The organism is Azospirillum sp. TSH58, assembly GCF_003119115.1.
In the GTDB taxonomy this organism is placed as follows: domain Bacteria; phylum Pseudomonadota; class Alphaproteobacteria; order Azospirillales; family Azospirillaceae; genus Azospirillum.
In genome coordinates this window covers 888,302-904,176 of record NZ_CP022364.1, presented here as the reverse complement: position 1 = coordinate 904,176, position 15,875 = coordinate 888,302, and the positions used below count along the sequence as shown (strand labels likewise).

Below are 15,875 nucleotides of genomic sequence, written 5' to 3'. Positions count from 1 at the left end.
GTGTCAGGCCGCGATGGGCCGCAGCCCGCGCTCGCGGACCATTTTGTCGAGACGGCGCTGGAAGTCGTCCTTCGCCTCGCCCGTCAGGTCGAACCGGATGCGGCAGTGCTGGGCATCCAGCGTGACCACGCGGAAGGGCAGGGGCATGCCGACGCCCTCGACATGCAGCGTGCCGCGCGTGGCGTCCGTCGCGCCATCCCAGGCCTGCAGGGCGCCGCCGCTGTATGACAGGTTCAGGAGGCGGCAGGTCCGGCTGCCGGCGGGCGTGTCGGCGCGGGCGGGCAGGTCCATCGCGTATCGGATCTCGTGCCGCCGGTCCACCTCGGTCATGGAGGTGCGGACGACGCGGACCAGGAGGCCGCGCAGATCGTCGATGCTGCCCGACACCTCGTCCGCGAAGACGCGCACGTCGGCGGCCCGTTCGCCGGTCACCCTGGCCTCGCCCGACACCTCGGCGATGCGGCGCGACACCTCCCGCGCGGCGTCGGCGGTCTGGTTGACGCTCCGGCTGATCTCATGGGTGGCGGCCCCCTGCTCCTCCATCGCGGCGGCGATGGACGCGGCCACATGGTCCACCTCGGCGATGCTGCCGGTGATGGAGGACACGGCGCTCACCGCATTCCCCGTCGCCGACTGGATGCCGGCGATCTGGACGGCGATGTCCTCGGTCGCCTTGGCGGTCTGGTTGGCGAGGCTCTTGACCTCGTTGGCCACCACGGCGAAGCCCTTGCCGGCCTCCCCGGCGCGGGCGGCCTCGATGGTCGCGTTGAGCGCCAGAAGGTTGGTCTGGCTGGCGATGCTCTGGATCAGCTGGGCGACGTCGCCGATCTTCTGCACCGCGTCGGACAGGGATTGGATGGTGGCGCGGGCGCGGTCGCCCTGTTCCACGGCGCCGCGGGTGATTCGGCTGGCCTGGGCGACCTGCGTGCCGATCTCCTGGATGGAGGCGGCCAGCTCCTCCGACGCGGCGGCGACCGTCTGGGCGTTCCGCAGCGCCTGATGCGCGGCGGTGGCCACGGACTGGCTGTTCACGTCGACGGCGCCCGCGGACAGGGTCATCTTCTCGGCGTTGCCCTTCATCTGCGCGGTGTGCTCGGCGACCCGGTCCACGGCCTTCCGGGTTTCGCGCTCGATCGTCTGGGCCATGTTTTCCAGGGCGGCGTGCTTGGCCGTTTCGGCCTGCTGCCTCTGGCGGGTCTGTTCCTCGTGCATGCGCTGGTTGTCCAGCCCGTTGGCTTTGAACACCTCGACCGCGCGGGCCATCTCGCCGATCTCGTCGCGCCCGCCGGCTCCGGGAACGGCCTCGCTGTAGTCGCCGGCGGCGATGCGTCGCATCGTTCCGGTCAGCCGGGCCACCGGCCTCACGACCCGCAGGATCACCACCGCCATGCCCAGCGCCGCCATCGCGACGCCAACCGCCAGCAGGGTCCAGGACGTCGCGCTGGCGAAGGCATGGGTGGCCTGGGCCTCCCCGTAGCGCTCGCCGGCGACCCGCACCTGAAGATCGATGAGCTGGCTGATGCGGTCGGTGACGGGGTCGATGGTCTGGTACAGCACGTCCTTCACGAACGCGTCGAGCGCGGCCGCGTTCCGGGCGGAGAGGATGCCGATCAATTGTTCGACCGCGACGTCGGCCTTGACCATGTCGGGCTTGATGCCGTCCGCCAGCATGGCCTCCTCCGGACTCAGCCGGGTGCCGAGATAGGCGCCCCAGCGTGACCGGATGTCCTCCTTGGCCGTCTGGACGGAGGTCAGGCTTTCGTTCCAGGTGAAGTTGCCGTTGCGCGCCTTGTGCGACGCATCGACGATGAAGACGGCGTAGGCGTCCGAGATGATCTTGAGGTCCCGCAAGGGCAGGACGCGGTCATCGTGGACGGTGCGGAGATTTCCGTTCGCCACGTTGAGCGCGCGCAGCCCGATCAGGTCGCTCAGCGCCAGCAGGACGCCCAGCAGGGTGAGAACCGAGAGCAAAATGAACTTGATGGTGACTCGCATGACGCGTTCCCTTCTCCCAGCGGGATCACGCCCGCCTTTTTGCGCTTCTTTGCGGGCACCATCGTGCGTTCGATAGGTAAATGAAATGAAAAGACCGCCCCTCTCTTTCCGTCGTAAACGGTCGTATGTCCGATATGGAGTGGCGGTCTTTTGGAGTATTTCCAAGCTTTGCTTATTTACTCTGTGTCGTTTCGGCGAAGAGATAGAAAATTTCAGTGGACCTTCACTTCGTTGCCATGGTCCCGGCGATAAATATGCACGTGATAGGCGGCCATCGGGTTGCCCCGCACATACTCGACCAGCCGCCGCTCCGTATCCGCCGTGGCGTTGCGGATCAGCATCTGCCAAGCCGGCTCCATGGTGGCGCGCTGGGTCTCGTTGTGCGGCAGCATGATGAAGCCCGCCCATTCCGGCCGGAAATCGGCCAGATAGCTTTCGGCGTAGTGCCGCATCATGGACGCGTCGTTGACGTTGACCGACTTCATGTTCTCGAAGCAGACACGAAGCTGCATGTTCCGTCTCCCTCGTTCCGCGGGTCTCGATACAACGGATATGTGCAGCGTCCATCACGTCCGCATCCGCCGGGCGGCTGAAAATTCGGATGGGCGCGACGAAGAAAACCCCTCCCCGCGGGGCGGGAAGGGGTTTCAGTCATGGCGGATAGGAGAGGGAGACGACCGGCGGACCAGCGGCGTAGGCCGTAGGACCGCCGGTGCGTTCCTCAACCAAACTTATAACTGATGCCGTAGCCGCCCCGCGGGTAGTCCCACTGAATATTTTCCTTGTCCTGGCAGACGACGCGGCAGGTGCCGCATTCCAGGCAACCGTCGGTGGCCAGCGTCACGCTGCCCGTCTCGTTCTTGCTGTAGCAGGCCGCCGGGCAGCAGACGGTGCAGGCCTGGGACTCGCAGGACTTGCAGACCGCGTCGTTGCGGATCTGGATGTGCGGCCGGCTCTCGTCCACGATGTAGCGGTTCTGGTACAGCTTCTCTTCGATCTTGACCACGATGCTCATCGCACGGCCCTCACCAGCTTGATTGCGTCGCCGACCAGACCCATGATCGAGCGCTTCTTGACGAAGGACTTCATGATCTCCTTCTCCTTCGTCTTCTTGTCCACGCTGTCCACGGTGAACCAGCTGTGGGCGGCGGCGGTCAGCGTGTCGGGATAGGCGCCGAAGAACTGCTTGTTCTCGTGCATGATGCCCGGCAGGTTCCGGTACTTCTTCAGGTCCTTCATGATGAAGCTGTCGTCCAGCTTCTTCTTGTAGGCGGCGAGGTTGGCGGCGTTGAAGGGCTTGCCGGCCTGCTTCAGCTCGATCACCGTCTCGGCCGCCATGCGGCCCGACGCCATGGCGAGGTTGGAGCCCTCGCGGTGGGCGGCGTTGTTGAAGTGGGCGGCGTCGCCGACCACCATCCAGCCGTCGCCGTAGAGCTGCGGAACCGCCTTGTAGCCGCCCTCGGGGATCATGTGGGCGGCGTATTCCTTCATCTCCGCCCCTTCGATCAGCGGCTTGATGACGGGGTGGTTCTTCAGGTCCTCCAGCATCTTGTAGGGCGGGATGGCGCCCTCCTTGAAGTCGGAGATCAGGCAGCCGATGCCGATCGTCAGCGATTCCTTGTTGGTGTAGAGGAACGCCGTGCCGACCATGCCCTTGGTCACCTTGCCCATGATCTCGATGACCACGCCCTCTTCGTCCTTCAGGCCGAAGCGCTGCTGGATCAGCTCGGGATCGATGAACAGGATCTCCTTGACCGCCAGCGCGACGTTCTGCGGCGCCAGCTCCTGCTGGAAGCCGGTGCGGCGGGCCAGCAGGGCGTTCACGCCGTCGGCCATGATGACCACGTCGGCGTGGATCTCGCCGCCCTCGCGGTCGGTGCGCACGCCGATGACCTTGCCGGACGCGTCGCGGATCAGCTCCGTCACCGTGGTCTCGCAGATCTGCAGGCCGCCGGCCTCGCGGATCTTCTCGGAGAACCACTTGTCGATGTTGGCGCGGATGATCGTGTAGCGGTTCGGCTTGTCGCTGTTGAAGGCGTCCGACCGGTAGTTGGTGCCGATATAGTTGTCGTCGCCGAGCAGCCAGATGCGCTGTTCGATGATGTGGCGCTCGGTCGGGCAATCCTCGCGGAAGTCCGGGATGATCTTCTCCAGCTCGGCGGCGTACATGATGCCGCCCTGGACGTTCTTGGCGCCGGGATACTCCCCGCGCTCGAGCTGAAGAACGTTGAGGCCCTGCTTGGCCAGCGTGTAGGCCGCCGCGTTGCCGGACGGGCCGGCACCGATGACGATGGCGTCGAACTTTTCGACCATGTCCTGTTGGCTCCTTATCGTCCGGTTGCTTAGCCGGCCAGCCGGTTGACCGACAGGCGCTTGCCGAAAGCGTCGGTCAGGGCCGGCAGGATGGTCAGCGCGTCGCCGACCAGCCCGAGATGGGCGAAGTCGAAAATCGGCGCGTTGGGGTCGGTGTTGATGGCCAGGATCAGGTCGGACTTCTCCATGCCGACCCGGTGCTGGATGGCGCCGGAGATGCCGGCGGCGATGTAGAGCTTCGGGCGCACCGTCTTGCCGGTCTGCCCGACCTGCCGGTCGAAGCCGGTCCAGCCGGCCTGGACCAGCGGGCGGGTCACCCCGACCTCGCCGCCCAGAACCTTGGCGAGGTCGAAGACCAGCTTCAGGTTCTCCGGCTTGCCCAGCCCCTTGCCCGCCGCGACGATGATGTCGGCGAAGGCAAGCTGCGCCTCGTTCTGTTCGCGGTCGGCGATGAAGCTCAGCACCTTGGTGATGACGTCGTCCTCGCGCAGCGTCGGGAACACCTCGACCACGCGGCCGGTGCGGCTGTCGTCGCGGTCGGGCATCGACATCACGCGCGGGCGCACCGTGGCCATCTGCGGCCGGTAGGCCAGCGTCTGGATGGTGCACAGCAGCGTGCCGCCGAAGGTCGGGCGGGTGGCCGCCAGCGACCGGTTGTCCATGTAGATGTCCAGCTCGGTGCAGTCGGCGGTCAGGCCGGTGGCGAGCGTGGTGGCGATGGCGCCGGCGAGGTCGCGGCCCAGCGTGGTGGCGCCCAGCAGAACGATCTCCGGCTTGTAGGTGTTGACCACGTCGGTCATCACCCGCGTGTAGGGATCGGTGCGGTAGTCGGCCAGGACCGGGTCGGTCACCTTGTAGACGACGTCGGCGCCGTAGGTGAAGGCGTCGCCGCAGATGGCGTTGAGTTCCGGGCTGTCGGCGCCCAGCACCACGGCCCCTACCTCGACCCCCAGCTTGTCGGCGAGCTTGCGGGCCTCGCCCACCAGCTCCCACGACACGGAATGGACGGAGCCGCGCTCCTGCTCCACGATCACCCAGATGCCCTTGTATTCCTTCAGGTGCTCGGGCAGTTGGAACTTGCGTCCCTGCGGCTTGCTTGGTTCGCTCATCGGGATGTCTCCGGCGGAGGATTCGTCAGGAACGGCGCGTCAAAGGCCAGCGCGTCAGAGGCCGGCGGCGGCGCGGGCGAGCAGCTCGTCGGCGAGTTTCGGCTGGGCGCCGAAGATGGCATCGACCGCGGCCGCCGCCTGGGCTTCGGCGCTGGGGGCCTCGGCCTCGACCATGGTCGCCTTCTGGGCGCGCGGCTTCGGCACGAAGACCTTCGACACGACGGTGGGCGAGCCCTTCAGCCCGACCTTCGTCTCTTCGGCGCCGGTGGTGTCCTTGCTCCAGGTCTTCAGGCCGTAGCGGGCGGCGCGGAACATGTCGTCCATCTTGCCGAAGCGGATGGTGTTCGTGCCTTCCAGCATCGTGATCATGCAGGGCAGGGCGGTCTTCAGCACCTGCACGCCGCCTTCGGAGCGGCGGTGCACGACGATCTCCCTGGCGTCCTGGTCGATCGATTCGATCTTCGAGATGTAGGTGAGCTGCTGGAAGCCCAGCCGCGTGGCGATGCCCGGACCGACCTGCGCGGTGTCGCCGTCCACCGTCTGCTTGCCGCAGAAGACGAGATCGACCGTCTGCTCCTCCGACAGCTTCTTGATGGCGGAGGTCAGGGCGTAGGAGGTCGCCAGCGTGTCCGACCCCGCGAACTTGCGGTCGGTCAGCAGCACCGCGTCGTCGGCGCCCAGCGACAGCGCCTTGCGCAGCGAGGTTTCGGCCATCGGCGGCCCCATGGTCAGGACGGTGACGCGGGCGCCGACCTTGTCCTTGATCCGCAGCGCCTCCTCCAGCGAGAAGAGGTCGAAGGGGTTGATGATGGCCGGGACGCCCTGACGCATGATCGTGTTCGTCACGGGGTGGATGCGGATCTGGGCGCTGTCGGGCACCTGTTTGATACAGACAACGATGTGCATCCCGGTCTCCTTGACATTCCGCCGCCTGTCGCGCGGCGTGGCTGTGCCCCTATCAGCAAGCGGCGTGCCAGATTTGCGCGGTGCGGTAAGTTGTTGGAATGTATTGATTTTGTGGCAGTTGAGAGATTGTCGCAAAAACGACAAAGAACGGACGTGTCGGCTTCTCAACAGGGGGCTTCCGTCGCGCCCGGACCGACTCCCCGACCCGGTCCGGCCTCTGTCGCCTACCGGACAAACCCGACAACCGCCGGCACAGGGCGCGGAGGACGGCCGGAAAGCGCAACGGCCCGCGGACGCTCGCCGGGGGCGGGTCCGCGGGCCGTCCTGGGATCGACGGATGGAACGGGTCAGGTCGGCAGCAGGGAGTCCAGCGGGACGAAGCGGTCGGCCATCCGCTTGGCCTCATCCTGGTGGACCTTGAAGGTCTTCTCGGCGATCGCGTTGGACACCACGAAGTCCTGGTAGGCGCGCTCCAGATGGGCGCCGTAGCGGGCGGCCATGCCTTCGTCGTCCAGCCCCTCCATGCCGGTGTCGGCGGACAGATAGTCATGGAAGCGCTGCAGGATGTGCAGGCGGTTCACGTTGACCACGCGCTGTTCGTAGGTGACGCCGAGGAAGCGCAGGAAGTCCTCCGCGGTCTCCAGATCCTCCAGATCGTCCTTGAAGCTCATGGCGGGGTCCTTTCCCTTCAGATGACGTAATGATCGGCGCGGGCGCCGGTGTCGTGGTGGCCGGCGTCGTGGTGGCCGGTGTCGTGGTGGCCGGTGTCGTGGTGATCGTGGTTGCGGTCGCCGCAGGCGTCCTGGTCGCACAGGTTGCCGCAGCTCCGGCAGACGATGCCGTCGAGCGGCAGGTCGTCCAGCCGGATGGCGCTCAGCGGTGGGGCGGGATGGAGCGGGGCGGCGCGCGTGGCCTCCTCCGCCGCGTGGGCCTCCAGCCGGGCCTCGATGCGGTTGATGTGGTCGATCAGGCAGGCGATGGCCTTGCCGACCGGGTCGGGCATCAGGTGATGGTCGAGGTCGATGCCGTGGGCGGCCAGCCGGCGCTGGGCGTCCGGACGGACGACGCGGCCGGGGATGCCGACCACCGTCATGCCCTCCGGCACGTCCTTGGTCACCACGGAGTTGGCGCCGACGCGGCAGTGGGCGCCGACGGTGATCGGCCCCAGGATCTTGGCCCCGGACCCGACCAGCACGCCGTCGCCGAGCGTCGGGTGGCGCTTGCCCTTGGTCCAGGAGGTGCCGCCCAGGGTCACGCCGTGGTAGAGCGTCACGTCGTCGCCGACCTCCGCCGTTTCGCCGATGACGACGCCGGCCCCGTGGTCGATGAAGAAGCGGCGGCCGATGGTGGCGCCGGGGTGGATGTCGATGTTGGTCAGCGCGCGGGCCAGATAGGACAGGAAGCGCGCCGGCCAGCGCAGCCCCCGCCGCCACGCGGCGTTGGACAGCCGGTGGACCACCAGCGCGTGGATGCCGGGGTAGCAGGTCAGCACGTCGAAGACGTTGCGCGCCGCCGGGTCGCGGTCGAAGACGCAGGCGACGTCCTCGCGCAGCAGACGCCAGAGGCTGGTCTCCGTCATGGTGAGGTCCGGGTGGGCGTCGATCGCGGCCATGGGGTCCTCCGGATCACGAGGAGACGGCGCTCCAGCGCGTGGCGTCGTCGTGGAAGGCGCGCAACTCCTCCGCCGTCGGGGCGCGCTTGGCGCGGGTGGCGAGCGCCCGGACCCGCGGCAGAACCGCCTGGGCGGTGGCGTCGTCGCAGGCGATGCCGAGCTGGCCGTAGGCCATCTTCACCCCCGCCGTGCCGGAATGCTTGCCCAGCACGATGCGGTGTTCGCGCCCCACCTCGGCGGGGTCGAAATTCTGGTAGGTCGCGCGGTCGCGCAGCAGCCCGTCGACATGGATGCCGGCCTCGTGCGTGAAGACGGCGTCGCCGACGATGGACTTGTTGACCGCCACCGGCCGGTTGGAGGCGCGCTCCACGAGGTCGGAGATCGCCCCCAGCGCGCGGGTGTCCACACCGCAGTCCTGGCCGTAGAGCACCTTCAGCGACACCACCACCTCCTCCAGCGGGGCGTTGCCGGCACGCTCGCCCAGGCCGTTGACGGTGGTGTTGACGTGGGTCGCCCCGCCCAGCACGGCGGCCAGCGAATTGGCGTTGGCGAGGCCGAGGTCGTCGTGGGCGTGGATCTCGATCTCCAGGTCGGTGGCCCGGCGCAGCCGCTCGATGCAGGCGCGCGTCTGGAAGGGGTCGAGCACGCCCAGCGTGTCGGCGAAGCGGAAGCGGCGGGCGCCGGCCTCCTGCGCCACGGTCGCCGCCGCGATCAGGAAATCCATGTCGGCGCGCGAGGAGTCCTCGCCGCCCAGGCTGACCTCAAGCCCGTGGTCGCGGGCGGTCTTGACCTTGCGTTCGATTTCCGCCAGGGCCCAGGCGCGGCTGCGCTTGAGCTTCTTGGTGATGTGGATGTCGGAGACGGGCATCGACAGGTTGACGGTGCCGACGTTGCAGTCCAGCGCCGCCTTCAGGTCGGTGTCGTGCATGCGGCACCACACCATCAGCCGGGCCTTCAGCCCCAGCGCGGCGACGGCGCGGATGCCCTCGCGCTCCTCCGGCCCCATGGCGGGGATGCCGATCTCAAGTTCCGGGACGCCGGCCCCGTCGAGCGCGCGGGCGATGGCGATCTTCTCGTCGAGCGTGAAGGCGACCCCCGCCGTCTGCTCCCCGTCGCGCAGCGTCGTGTCGTTGATGATGGTGGAACCGGCCATCGGCATGACGTGAGCCTCTGCGAATGCGTCGCGGTGATTGCCCCCACCCTCCCCACGTCGTGGGTCCCCTCCCTCCCCCGCTTCGCAGGGGAGGGCCTTGATTCCCTCCCCCGCCCAGCGGGGGAGGGGTAGGGTGGGGGCAACGGTGCCAGGGTGGTGTGTCGCAGACCGGGCCGGGGAACCGCGTCCCGGCGGGTGTCGTCGGGCGGGTTGCCGGAGCGCGGGCCCGGCCCGGCCTGCGATCTCGGTGTTACGAATAGACCGGTGCGAACTCCTTCGGCGCGCCCGCCTGCGACCAGTAGGGCGACAGCGAGCGCAGCTTCGCGATGATGTCGGGGACCACCGCGATCACCCGGTCGATCTCCTCCTCGGTCGTCTCGCGCGACAGGGAGAAGCGGGTGGCGCCGTGGGCGGCGGTGTAGGGCACGCCCATGGCCCGCATCACGTGGCTCGGCTCCAGCGACCCGGAGGTGCAGGCCGACCCCGACGAGGCGGCGATGCCGGCCTCGTTCAGCAGCAGGAGGATCGCCTCGCCTTCGATGTACTCGAAGGCGACGTTGCAGGTGTTGGGCAGGCGGTTGTCCGGGTTGCCGGTGACGAAGCAGTTCGGAACGGCGGCCAGGATGGCCTGCTCCAGCTTGTCGCGCAGCGCCTTCACCCGCGTGTTCTCGTCGGTCATGTGCATCAGCGCGAGCTGCGCCGCCGCCCCCAGCCCGACGATGCCCGGCGCGTTCTCCGTGCCGGCGCGGCGCGAGCGTTCCTGGTGGCCGCCGCGCAGCATCGGGCGGAAGCGCAGGCCGCGCTTGACGTAGAGCGCGCCGATGCCCTTGGGCGCGTGCAGCTTGTGGCCGGACAGCGACAGCATGTCCACCGCGCTGGTGGCGAGCGTCATCGGGATCTTGCCGACCGCCTGCACGGCGTCGGTGTGGAACACCGCCCCCGCCGCCTTGGCGAGCTGGGCCAGCTCCTCGATCGGGAAGATCGTCCCGGTCTCGTTGTTCGCCCACATGATCGAGACGATGGCGACGTCCGGCCCCAGCGCCGCCTTGTAGGCGTCGAGGTCGAGGTTGCCCCGCTTGTCCACGCCGATGCGGTGGACGGTGTAGCCGCGCTTCTTCTCCAGATAGTCGCACAGCGCCAGGACGGCGGGATGCTCGACCACGCTGGTGACGATGCTCTTCTTCTTCGGATAGGCCTCCAGCACCGACAGGATGGCGGTGTTGTCGCTCTCCGTCCCGCCGGAGGTGAAGACGATCTCGCTGTCATGGGCGGCGCCGAGCAGCGCCTGCACCTGCTTGCGCGCCCATTCGATCTTGCCGCCCACCGCGGCGCCGAAGCCGTGCATGGAGGAGGGGTTGCCGAACTGCTCGGTGAACAGCGGCAGCATCTCCGCCAGCACCTCCGGATCGACGCGGGTGGTAGCGTTGTTGTCCAGGTAGATGCCCTGTGCGGTCATGGCTCAGGCCCCCGCCGGCAGGAGGGAGGCGGGCTTGACGCGGACGAACTCGCCCAGCGCCTCGACCAGCTTGGCCTGCACGCCCATCATGGTGCCGGCGGACTGCGAGCAGCCGGAGCAGGCGCCGGTCAGGCGGACGTAGATGTCCTTGCCGTCGATGTCGACCAGCTCCACGTCGCCGCCGTCGCGCTGGATCTGCGGGCGCAGCTCCTCGATGGCGACCATGATCTTCTGCATGCGCTGCACGTTCGTGAGCTTCGCCGGGGCGGCCTCGGCCTTCGGGGCCAGCGGCTTGATGGCGTCCAGCCCGACCGTGCCGGGCGCGTGGGACTTGGGCGGGGCCAGCGCGCCGGTCTTGGCGAGCACGGCCTCCAGCACCTCCTCGATCTTCTCGTGGCAGGTCTGGCAGGAGCCGCCGGCCTTGGTGTAGTGGGTGACCTCCTCCAGCGTGGTCAGGCTGTTGACGGTCACCGCGCGCTCGATCATCGCCGCGTCGATGCCGAAGCACTTGCAGACCAGCTCGCCTTCCTCGTGGTCGTCCACCCACTCCTCGCCCTTGAAGTTGGCGATGGCGGCGCGGAGCGCCTCGGCGCCCATGACCGAACAGTGCATCTTCTCCGGCGGCAGGCCGCCCAGATACTCGGCGATGTCGCGGTTGGTGACGGCCAGCGCCTCGTCCACCGTCTTGCCGATGATCATCTCCGTCAGCGCCGACGAGGACGCGATGGCCGAGCCGCAGCCGAAGGTCTGGAACTTCGCGTCCTCGATGACCTGGCTGTCGGGGTTGACCTTCATCATCAGCTTCAGGGCGTCGCCGCAGGTGATCGACCCGACCTCGCCCACGGCGTTCGCTTCATCCAGCGCGCCGGCGTTCTTCGGGTTGAAGAAGTGTTCCTTGACCTTGTCGGTGTAGTTCCACATGACGCCTTGCCTTTCCCGCGTGACCGGCCCGATTTTGCCGGGTTGGGAGAGTGTGTTCGGGGTTAGTGAGCGGTGCCGCAGCCGCCGGCGGACGGCGCGGAGGAGCAGCTTCCCCCCGGCCCCGCCGAGAAGGACTTGCCGCAGCCGCAGCTGCCCGTCGCGTTCGGGTTGTCGAACTTGAAGCCCGCGCCCTCGACCCCTTCGACGAAATCGACCACCACGCCGGTCAGGAAGGGCTGGCTGGTCGGATCGACGAAGATCGTCACCGGGCCGAAGGTCAGCACGGCGTCTTCGTCGCCCGCCGAGGCCTCCAGCCCCATCTGGTACTTCATGCCGGCGCAGCCGCCGTCGGCCACCGCGATGCGCAGGCCGGCCGCGGCGCCGCCGGACTTCGCCAGCACGCGCTCCAGGGTGTTCACCGCCGCATCCGTCAGGGTCACCATGTCTGCCGCCTCCAAATGCTCCGTCGGGCATGCCGACCGATCTTGATCAGTGGAACAGCAAGCGGTGTGCCAATTGATAAGGCATTGAATTTTAAGGATTGTCAGATCGCGGTGCTGACGCCTTCCCGACAATTGTCGGGTCGGGGCCGTGTCGGGTTTGCGACATCCTGCGACGAAAGGACGCACAATTGCTTTATGGTCTTTTGCGAAACCCGCTTGCGGCCCATACAGAATTGTCGGTCGGGCGCACGGTGTCGCACAACAGCGGAAGGGAACGGGTGATGGAGCGGCCGGTCGAATTGCGGATGTCCAACGGGCGCATGGCCTTCGGCGACGTGCCCGAGCACATCGACGAAAAGCTGCAGGAGGCGGTGAAGGCCCGCCCCGACGCCATGGCCTGCGAGGCCCTGCTGTGGGAGGCGCACCGGATGGGGCCGCGCGTTCTGCCGGTCTTCTACGCGCTCTACAAATTCTACTTCAACCGCAAGCGCTTCGCGGACGCGGAGCGGGTGGCGACGATCGGGCTGGACGCCGCGGCGCGCGAGGGCGGCTATGCCGGGGACTGGCGGAGCCTGCGCGCGGACAGCACGGATTGGACGACGGAAGGGCCGCCGCGCTTCACCCTTTTCACGCTGAAGGCGCTGGCCTTCATCAGCCTGCGCAGCGGGCGCGTTGAGGATGCGACGGACATCCTCGCCAAGCTGGCCGAGATCGACCCGCAGGATCAGGTCGGCTACGGCGTCATCGCCGCTCTGGCCCGCGGGATCGAGAAGGAATAGGGAAGAATTTCCGTCAGGCGCCCATGGAGGCGCCCATGCGGGATGACGCCGGCCAACGCGCCTGGAGGAATGTCGTCCCGTGACGGTCAGCCCGTTCTGCCGGCGATCATCAGCCGGGTGACGGCCTTTGTCTGGTCGCCGATGGCTTTGACGATCGAGGACAGGGGAACCGTGATCTGCCACCCCGCCGTCGGGTCGCGGACCAGTGCCCACGGCTCGAAGGCGTTGCCGATCAGCCGGGAGTAGACCGTGTCCACGATGATGTAGTGGCCGCCGACCGTGTAGATGTAGGACTCCTTCTTGCTGGCGCCGGATGTGATCCAGGCCTCGACCCGCGGCTCGTCCTTGCTGTCGGAGCAACCGTTCGCGTCGATCACCAGCTGCCAGGGACTTCCCTCGAAATACTCGTTCGCTTCCATCACCAATTCGGTGTCGCTCTGGAGCGATGGAAGGTCCTGCGTGCTTATGTAGCGGTCTGCGTTCCAGAAATTATTGTCGAGACCCAACATCGCGGCGCAGGTGCTTCCGCAATTGTTCCGGCCGATTTGCTGAAGAACCCAATAGCCGATCTTTGTTTTGAAGGCGGCTCCCGCCACATATTTGTAGGTCTTCTTTTCTTCGAAATCGAACTCATCCATCAGCAACAATTGCGGAGAAACCGCGGCATCGATGGTCAGGGTTCGGTAGTCATTCTGGTTGTATTTTTCGGGGATGTACCAGCAGAATTGCAGGTTCGTTAATCGGATAAAGCTCTCTTCGGTGAACTCCTCCCAGCCGCCTTGCTTGTTCAGGGCATAGTACGGCAACCGCCACAGAATGTTGTTGTAGCCGGCGATGTTCCGGTTTTCGCTTTTCCGCATGGTCGTCCGCTCCGTGGATTCACCATATCCGGCTCGGATCATGGCTGTTGACTGGACGACGCGTCGGGGACGGCTGTGAACGGCAAGTTTCTATTCGGCGGCTCCGAAACAGACCGCTTCGGCGCCGCAATCGCGGCAGACCGGGGCGCCGCAGGGGATCAGCCCATCCCGCGCGCAGAGGAAGCGGAAGAGGAAGACCTTCCACCGCGTGCCGGTGGCGTTGAGAAGCGCCAGCGATTCGAAATGGCGCTCCATCAGCGCCGCGAGATGGCTCGGGCCGGCCAGCCCCAGGTCCCGCCACAGCTCGCCGCCGTCCAGCATCGCCCGCGCGACGATCGCGGCGAGCCATTCCTCCTCCTCGATGCCCAGCGAGCGGTGGGCGAGCAGGAGAGCGGCGATGTCGTCCGCCTCGCCGCGAAGCAGCGGGGGCAGGGCGGTGGGAGAGCAGTCGGGAACCGGCATGCCGGCCGCGAAGGCGCCGGGAAAGTAGCGGTCGAGAAGCTGGCTCAGCGCCCGGTCGTCCAGGCCCAGCGCTCCCGGACCCGCCGGCCAGCGGCGGGCCAGGATGCAGGCGAACAGATGCGCGTCGAAAACGTTGCAGCGTCCCTGACGGTCGGTCAGCCAGCGGTAGAGCTGCATGGTGTCACCCGCCCCCGGCGGGGCGGTGTGCAGGATGCCCATGGCGTCCGTCCTCCGGGGGCGGGCGGCCCGTCAGGCCGCCTCAGGCAAGGTGGGCGGCCCTCAGGCCGCTTGAGACAAGGCGGGCGGCCTTCAGGCCGCCTGGGGCAAGTGGGTGATGCAGCTCTTGGAGCAGACCTTGCCGCAGCTTTCGCAGCCGATGCAGTTGCCGGCGTTCTTGACGCTCATGACCTTCTTCTCGGCCTCGTCGTCGAAGGCGTCGACGATGTCGCCGTCCTCGGTGATGCCGATCAGCTCCAGCACGTCGCGGCCGCAGACCTTGAAGCAGCGGCCGCAGCCGATGCACATCTTCTGGTCGATGCTTTCCACGAATTTCGGCGTCCAGGCGGCGCCGCCGCGGGTGGTGCCGGTCACGAACTCAGCCATCGTCTGCTCCTCAATCGGGCTTGGTGTGGGGGTGTTTGTTGGGACCTGGACGCTGCGGCTGCCCCCACCCCGGCCCTCCCCCGCCGGGCGGGGGAGGGAGAAAAGTTCCCTCCCCTGCGTCAGCGGGGGAGGGTTGGGGTGGGGGCGCGGTTTCCGAACCGGTCCGTCAGGCGGACGCCTTTTCCAGGGCCTTCAGCTCGGCGCGCTTCTCGGTCAGGGTCTTGTAGGCGTCGTAGGTCTCCTGGGCGACCTGGAGGATGGACTGCCAGTTCTGCGGCAGTTCCTCCGACAGGTCGTGCAGGTCCATCTTCTTCTGGGTCGCGCGGGCGTTGAGCTTCTTGACCTCGTCCTTCAGGGCGTCGATGTCGGACATGGCGGAACCCTCACAGATCGGCGACGTCGGGATACTTGCGGATCAGCGCGACGGCCTCGTCCACGATCTTGGCGCCGTCGGCGGCCAGCTTCTCCAGCGACGGGAAGCCGAAGCGGTGGACGTCGCGCAGGTGCTTCGACACGACGACCAGCCGGCCCGTGGTCAGCACCATGCGGCCGAAGCCCTCGTGGCTCATCTTCATGATGGGGGAGGCGATGTGGCCGGTCTGCTTCTCGACCGTGATGCCGACGGCCTTGTAGAACAGCTCCAGCCGCCACAGCGTGTCGGGGTCCGGGTCGCCCATGATCGGGATGGCGGCGCGGGCCTCCTTGTCGAGGATGAAGGGGGCGAGGATCGTCTCGTCGCTCTTGCCTTCCCAGGCGCCGTAGCTGTCCTCGGCGCGGAACAGCATGACCAGGGTCTTCAGAAAGGCCTCGGCGAGATCGCTCCCGGCGGCCACGGCGGTGTCGGTCATGCTCTCAATCCTCCTCGTCGAAGGCCAGCTCCTGGGGCTGGCCGGCGTTCAGGGCCTTGCGCAGCCAGGGCGGCGGGTTGCCGTTGATGGTTTCGACCAGACGGTCGAGCAGGGCGGTGATGCTGTCCGTGGCCTCCACCTTCACGGGGTGGATCTTCTTCGCCACCACGCGGGCGGCGGCGGAGGCGCCGATGGCCGACAAATAGACGATGGCGCAGTCGGCCAGCGCGTCGAGTTTCGGGATCAGCTTGTCCTCGTTGCCGTCCTCGAACATCGAGCCGCCGAACTGGCAGGTCTCGACCATCGTGTAGCCGGCCTTGTCCACCTCGTAGACCACGATGTTCTTGGCCCACCCGAAATGCGCGTCGACGTGCTGCATGTCCTGGGTGCAGAAAGCGACCTTCATGGAACCTCC

19 protein-coding genes are annotated in these 15,875 nt (G+C 67.4%); 1 reads left to right on the top strand and 18 read right to left on the bottom strand.

The window, feature by feature from the left end; all coding sequences use genetic code 11:
* Nucleotides 1–3 precede the first annotated feature (3 nt).
* The 12 genes from TSH58p_RS07855 to TSH58p_RS07800 all read right to left on the bottom strand — a co-directional run bounded on the left by TSH58p_RS07855 (nt 4) and on the right by TSH58p_RS07800 (nt 11,908).
* Nucleotides 4–1,995, bottom strand: coding sequence for a methyl-accepting chemotaxis protein (locus TSH58p_RS07855; RefSeq protein ID WP_109068602.1), 1,992 nt, complete (start codon nt 1,993–1,995; stop codon nt 4–6).
* A 212-nt stretch (nt 1,996–2,207) separates the two neighbouring features.
* A complete protein-coding gene (locus tag TSH58p_RS07850) occupies nt 2,208–2,507 on the bottom strand; it encodes a hypothetical protein (protein WP_109068601.1) in 300 nt (99 codons plus the stop codon).
* A gap of 209 nt (nt 2,508–2,716) precedes the next feature.
* Entirely contained in the window at nt 2,717–3,010 is a 294-nt protein-coding gene (locus tag TSH58p_RS07845) for a ferredoxin family protein (protein WP_014239763.1), read from the bottom strand.
* A complete protein-coding gene (locus TSH58p_RS07840; RefSeq protein WP_109068600.1) occupies nt 3,007–4,308 on the bottom strand; it encodes an FAD-dependent oxidoreductase in 1,302 nt (433 codons plus the stop codon). Before TSH58p_RS07840 ends, TSH58p_RS07845 begins: the two co-directional genes overlap by 4 nt.
* Before the next feature lie 29 nt (nt 4,309–4,337).
* The gene (locus TSH58p_RS07835) at nt 4,338–5,417 is read right to left on the bottom strand and encodes an electron transfer flavoprotein subunit alpha/FixB family protein (protein ID WP_109068599.1); all 1,080 of its coding nucleotides are present in this window, start codon (nt 5,415–5,417) and stop codon (nt 4,338–4,340) included.
* 54 nt (nt 5,418–5,471) lie between these two features.
* A complete protein-coding gene (locus TSH58p_RS07830; RefSeq protein ID WP_109068598.1) occupies nt 5,472–6,323 on the bottom strand; it encodes an electron transfer flavoprotein subunit beta/FixA family protein in 852 nt (283 codons plus the stop codon).
* Nucleotides 6,324–6,670: 347 nt separating this feature from the next.
* Nucleotides 6,671–6,994 (bottom strand): nitrogenase-stabilizing/protective protein NifW, encoded by a 324-nt coding sequence (gene nifW, locus TSH58p_RS07825; protein ID WP_109068597.1) that lies wholly within the window; start codon nt 6,992–6,994, stop codon nt 6,671–6,673.
* Nucleotides 6,995–7,011: 17 nt separating this feature from the next.
* Nucleotides 7,012–7,902 carry a serine O-acetyltransferase gene (cysE, locus tag TSH58p_RS07820; RefSeq protein WP_371732440.1) on the bottom strand — a complete coding sequence of 297 codons (891 nt, stop codon included), beginning with the start codon at nt 7,900–7,902 and terminating at the stop codon, nt 7,012–7,014.
* 46 nt (nt 7,903–7,948) lie between these two features.
* Nucleotides 7,949–9,094: a homocitrate synthase gene (gene nifV, locus TSH58p_RS07815; protein WP_109068596.1), complete on the bottom strand. Its 1,146-nt coding sequence runs from the start codon at nt 9,092–9,094 to the stop codon at nt 7,949–7,951.
* A gap of 244 nt (nt 9,095–9,338) precedes the next feature.
* Nucleotides 9,339–10,544, bottom strand: a complete 1,206-nt coding sequence (gene nifS, locus TSH58p_RS07810; RefSeq protein WP_109068595.1) for a cysteine desulfurase NifS — start codon at nt 10,542–10,544, stop codon at nt 9,339–9,341.
* Nucleotides 10,545–10,547: 3 nt separating this feature from the next.
* The gene (nifU, locus tag TSH58p_RS07805; RefSeq protein WP_109068594.1) at nt 10,548–11,465 is read right to left on the bottom strand and encodes a Fe-S cluster assembly protein NifU; all 918 of its coding nucleotides are present in this window, start codon (nt 11,463–11,465) and stop codon (nt 10,548–10,550) included.
* A 62-nt stretch (nt 11,466–11,527) separates the two neighbouring features.
* The gene (locus TSH58p_RS07800; protein ID WP_109068593.1) at nt 11,528–11,908 is read right to left on the bottom strand and encodes an iron-sulfur cluster assembly accessory protein; all 381 of its coding nucleotides are present in this window, start codon (nt 11,906–11,908) and stop codon (nt 11,528–11,530) included.
* Between the two features lie 281 nt (nt 11,909–12,189).
* Between TSH58p_RS07800 and TSH58p_RS07795 the strand changes: the two genes are divergently transcribed.
* Nucleotides 12,190–12,687, top strand: a complete 498-nt coding sequence (locus TSH58p_RS07795) for a hypothetical protein (protein WP_109068592.1) — start codon at nt 12,190–12,192, stop codon at nt 12,685–12,687.
* A gap of 86 nt (nt 12,688–12,773) precedes the next feature.
* Here TSH58p_RS07795 and TSH58p_RS07790 read toward each other — a convergent pair whose 3' ends face one another.
* The 6 genes from TSH58p_RS07790 to nifX form a co-directional block, all read right to left on the bottom strand.
* Nucleotides 12,774–13,547: a hypothetical protein gene (locus TSH58p_RS07790; RefSeq protein ID WP_109068591.1), complete on the bottom strand. Its 774-nt coding sequence runs from the start codon at nt 13,545–13,547 to the stop codon at nt 12,774–12,776.
* Nucleotides 13,548–13,637: 90 nt separating this feature from the next.
* Entirely contained in the window at nt 13,638–14,228 is a 591-nt protein-coding gene (locus tag TSH58p_RS07785; protein ID WP_109068590.1) for a nitrogen fixation protein NifQ, read from the bottom strand.
* Between the two features lie 90 nt (nt 14,229–14,318).
* A complete protein-coding gene (gene fdxB, locus TSH58p_RS07780; protein WP_109068589.1) occupies nt 14,319–14,612 on the bottom strand; it encodes a ferredoxin III, nif-specific in 294 nt (97 codons plus the stop codon).
* Nucleotides 14,613–14,778: 166 nt separating this feature from the next.
* On the bottom strand, nt 14,779–14,985 hold the full coding sequence (locus TSH58p_RS07775) for a CCE_0567 family metalloprotein (RefSeq protein ID WP_094305893.1): 207 nt from the start codon (nt 14,983–14,985) through the stop codon (nt 14,779–14,781).
* 10 nt (nt 14,986–14,995) lie between these two features.
* Complete coding sequence (locus TSH58p_RS07770) at nt 14,996–15,460, bottom strand: NifX-associated nitrogen fixation protein (RefSeq protein WP_109068588.1); 465 nt, start codon at nt 15,458–15,460, stop codon at nt 14,996–14,998.
* Nucleotides 15,461–15,464: 4 nt separating this feature from the next.
* Nucleotides 15,465–15,866: a nitrogen fixation protein NifX gene (gene nifX, locus TSH58p_RS07765; RefSeq protein ID WP_038531130.1), complete on the bottom strand. Its 402-nt coding sequence runs from the start codon at nt 15,864–15,866 to the stop codon at nt 15,465–15,467.
* Nucleotides 15,867–15,875 lie beyond the last annotated feature (9 nt).

Excerpts from the sequence above, each read along its gene's own strand:
- TSH58p_RS07855 (WP_109068602.1), bottom strand. The coding sequence starts at position 1,995 with ATGCGAGTCACCATCAAGTTCATTTTGCTCTCGGTTCTCACCCTGCTG.
- TSH58p_RS07850 (WP_109068601.1), bottom strand. The coding sequence starts at position 2,507 with ATGCAGCTTCGTGTCTGCTTCGAGAACATGAAGTCGGTCAACGTCAAC.
- TSH58p_RS07845 (WP_014239763.1), bottom strand. The coding sequence starts at position 3,010 with ATGAGCATCGTGGTCAAGATCGAAGAGAAGCTGTACCAGAACCGCTAC.
- TSH58p_RS07840 (WP_109068600.1), bottom strand. The coding sequence starts at position 4,308 with ATGGTCGAAAAGTTCGACGCCATCGTCATCGGTGCCGGCCCGTCCGGC.
- TSH58p_RS07835 (WP_109068599.1), bottom strand. The coding sequence starts at position 5,417 with ATGAGCGAACCAAGCAAGCCGCAGGGACGCAAGTTCCAACTGCCCGAG.
- TSH58p_RS07830 (WP_109068598.1), bottom strand. The coding sequence starts at position 6,323 with ATGCACATCGTTGTCTGTATCAAACAGGTGCCCGACAGCGCCCAGATC.
- nifW (WP_109068597.1), bottom strand. The coding sequence starts at position 6,994 with ATGAGCTTCAAGGACGATCTGGAGGATCTGGAGACCGCGGAGGACTTC.
- cysE (WP_371732440.1), bottom strand. The coding sequence starts at position 7,902 with ATGACGGAGACCAGCCTCTGGCGTCTGCTGCGCGAGGACGTCGCCTGC.
- nifV (WP_109068596.1), bottom strand. The coding sequence starts at position 9,094 with ATGCCGATGGCCGGTTCCACCATCATCAACGACACGACGCTGCGCGAC.
- nifS (WP_109068595.1), bottom strand. The coding sequence starts at position 10,544 with ATGACCGCACAGGGCATCTACCTGGACAACAACGCTACCACCCGCGTC.
- nifU (WP_109068594.1), bottom strand. The coding sequence starts at position 11,465 with ATGTGGAACTACACCGACAAGGTCAAGGAACACTTCTTCAACCCGAAG.
- TSH58p_RS07800 (WP_109068593.1), bottom strand. The coding sequence starts at position 11,908 with ATGGTGACCCTGACGGATGCGGCGGTGAACACCCTGGAGCGCGTGCTG.
- TSH58p_RS07795 (WP_109068592.1), top strand. The coding sequence starts at position 12,190 with ATGGAGCGGCCGGTCGAATTGCGGATGTCCAACGGGCGCATGGCCTTC.
- TSH58p_RS07790 (WP_109068591.1), bottom strand. The coding sequence starts at position 13,547 with ATGCGGAAAAGCGAAAACCGGAACATCGCCGGCTACAACAACATTCTG.
- TSH58p_RS07785 (WP_109068590.1), bottom strand. The coding sequence starts at position 14,228 with ATGGGCATCCTGCACACCGCCCCGCCGGGGGCGGGTGACACCATGCAG.
- fdxB (WP_109068589.1), bottom strand. The coding sequence starts at position 14,612 with ATGGCTGAGTTCGTGACCGGCACCACCCGCGGCGGCGCCGCCTGGACG.
- TSH58p_RS07775 (WP_094305893.1), bottom strand. The coding sequence starts at position 14,985 with ATGTCCGACATCGACGCCCTGAAGGACGAGGTCAAGAAGCTCAACGCC.
- TSH58p_RS07770 (WP_109068588.1), bottom strand. The coding sequence starts at position 15,460 with ATGACCGACACCGCCGTGGCCGCCGGGAGCGATCTCGCCGAGGCCTTT.
- nifX (WP_038531130.1), bottom strand. The coding sequence starts at position 15,866 with ATGAAGGTCGCTTTCTGCACCCAGGACATGCAGCACGTCGACGCGCAT.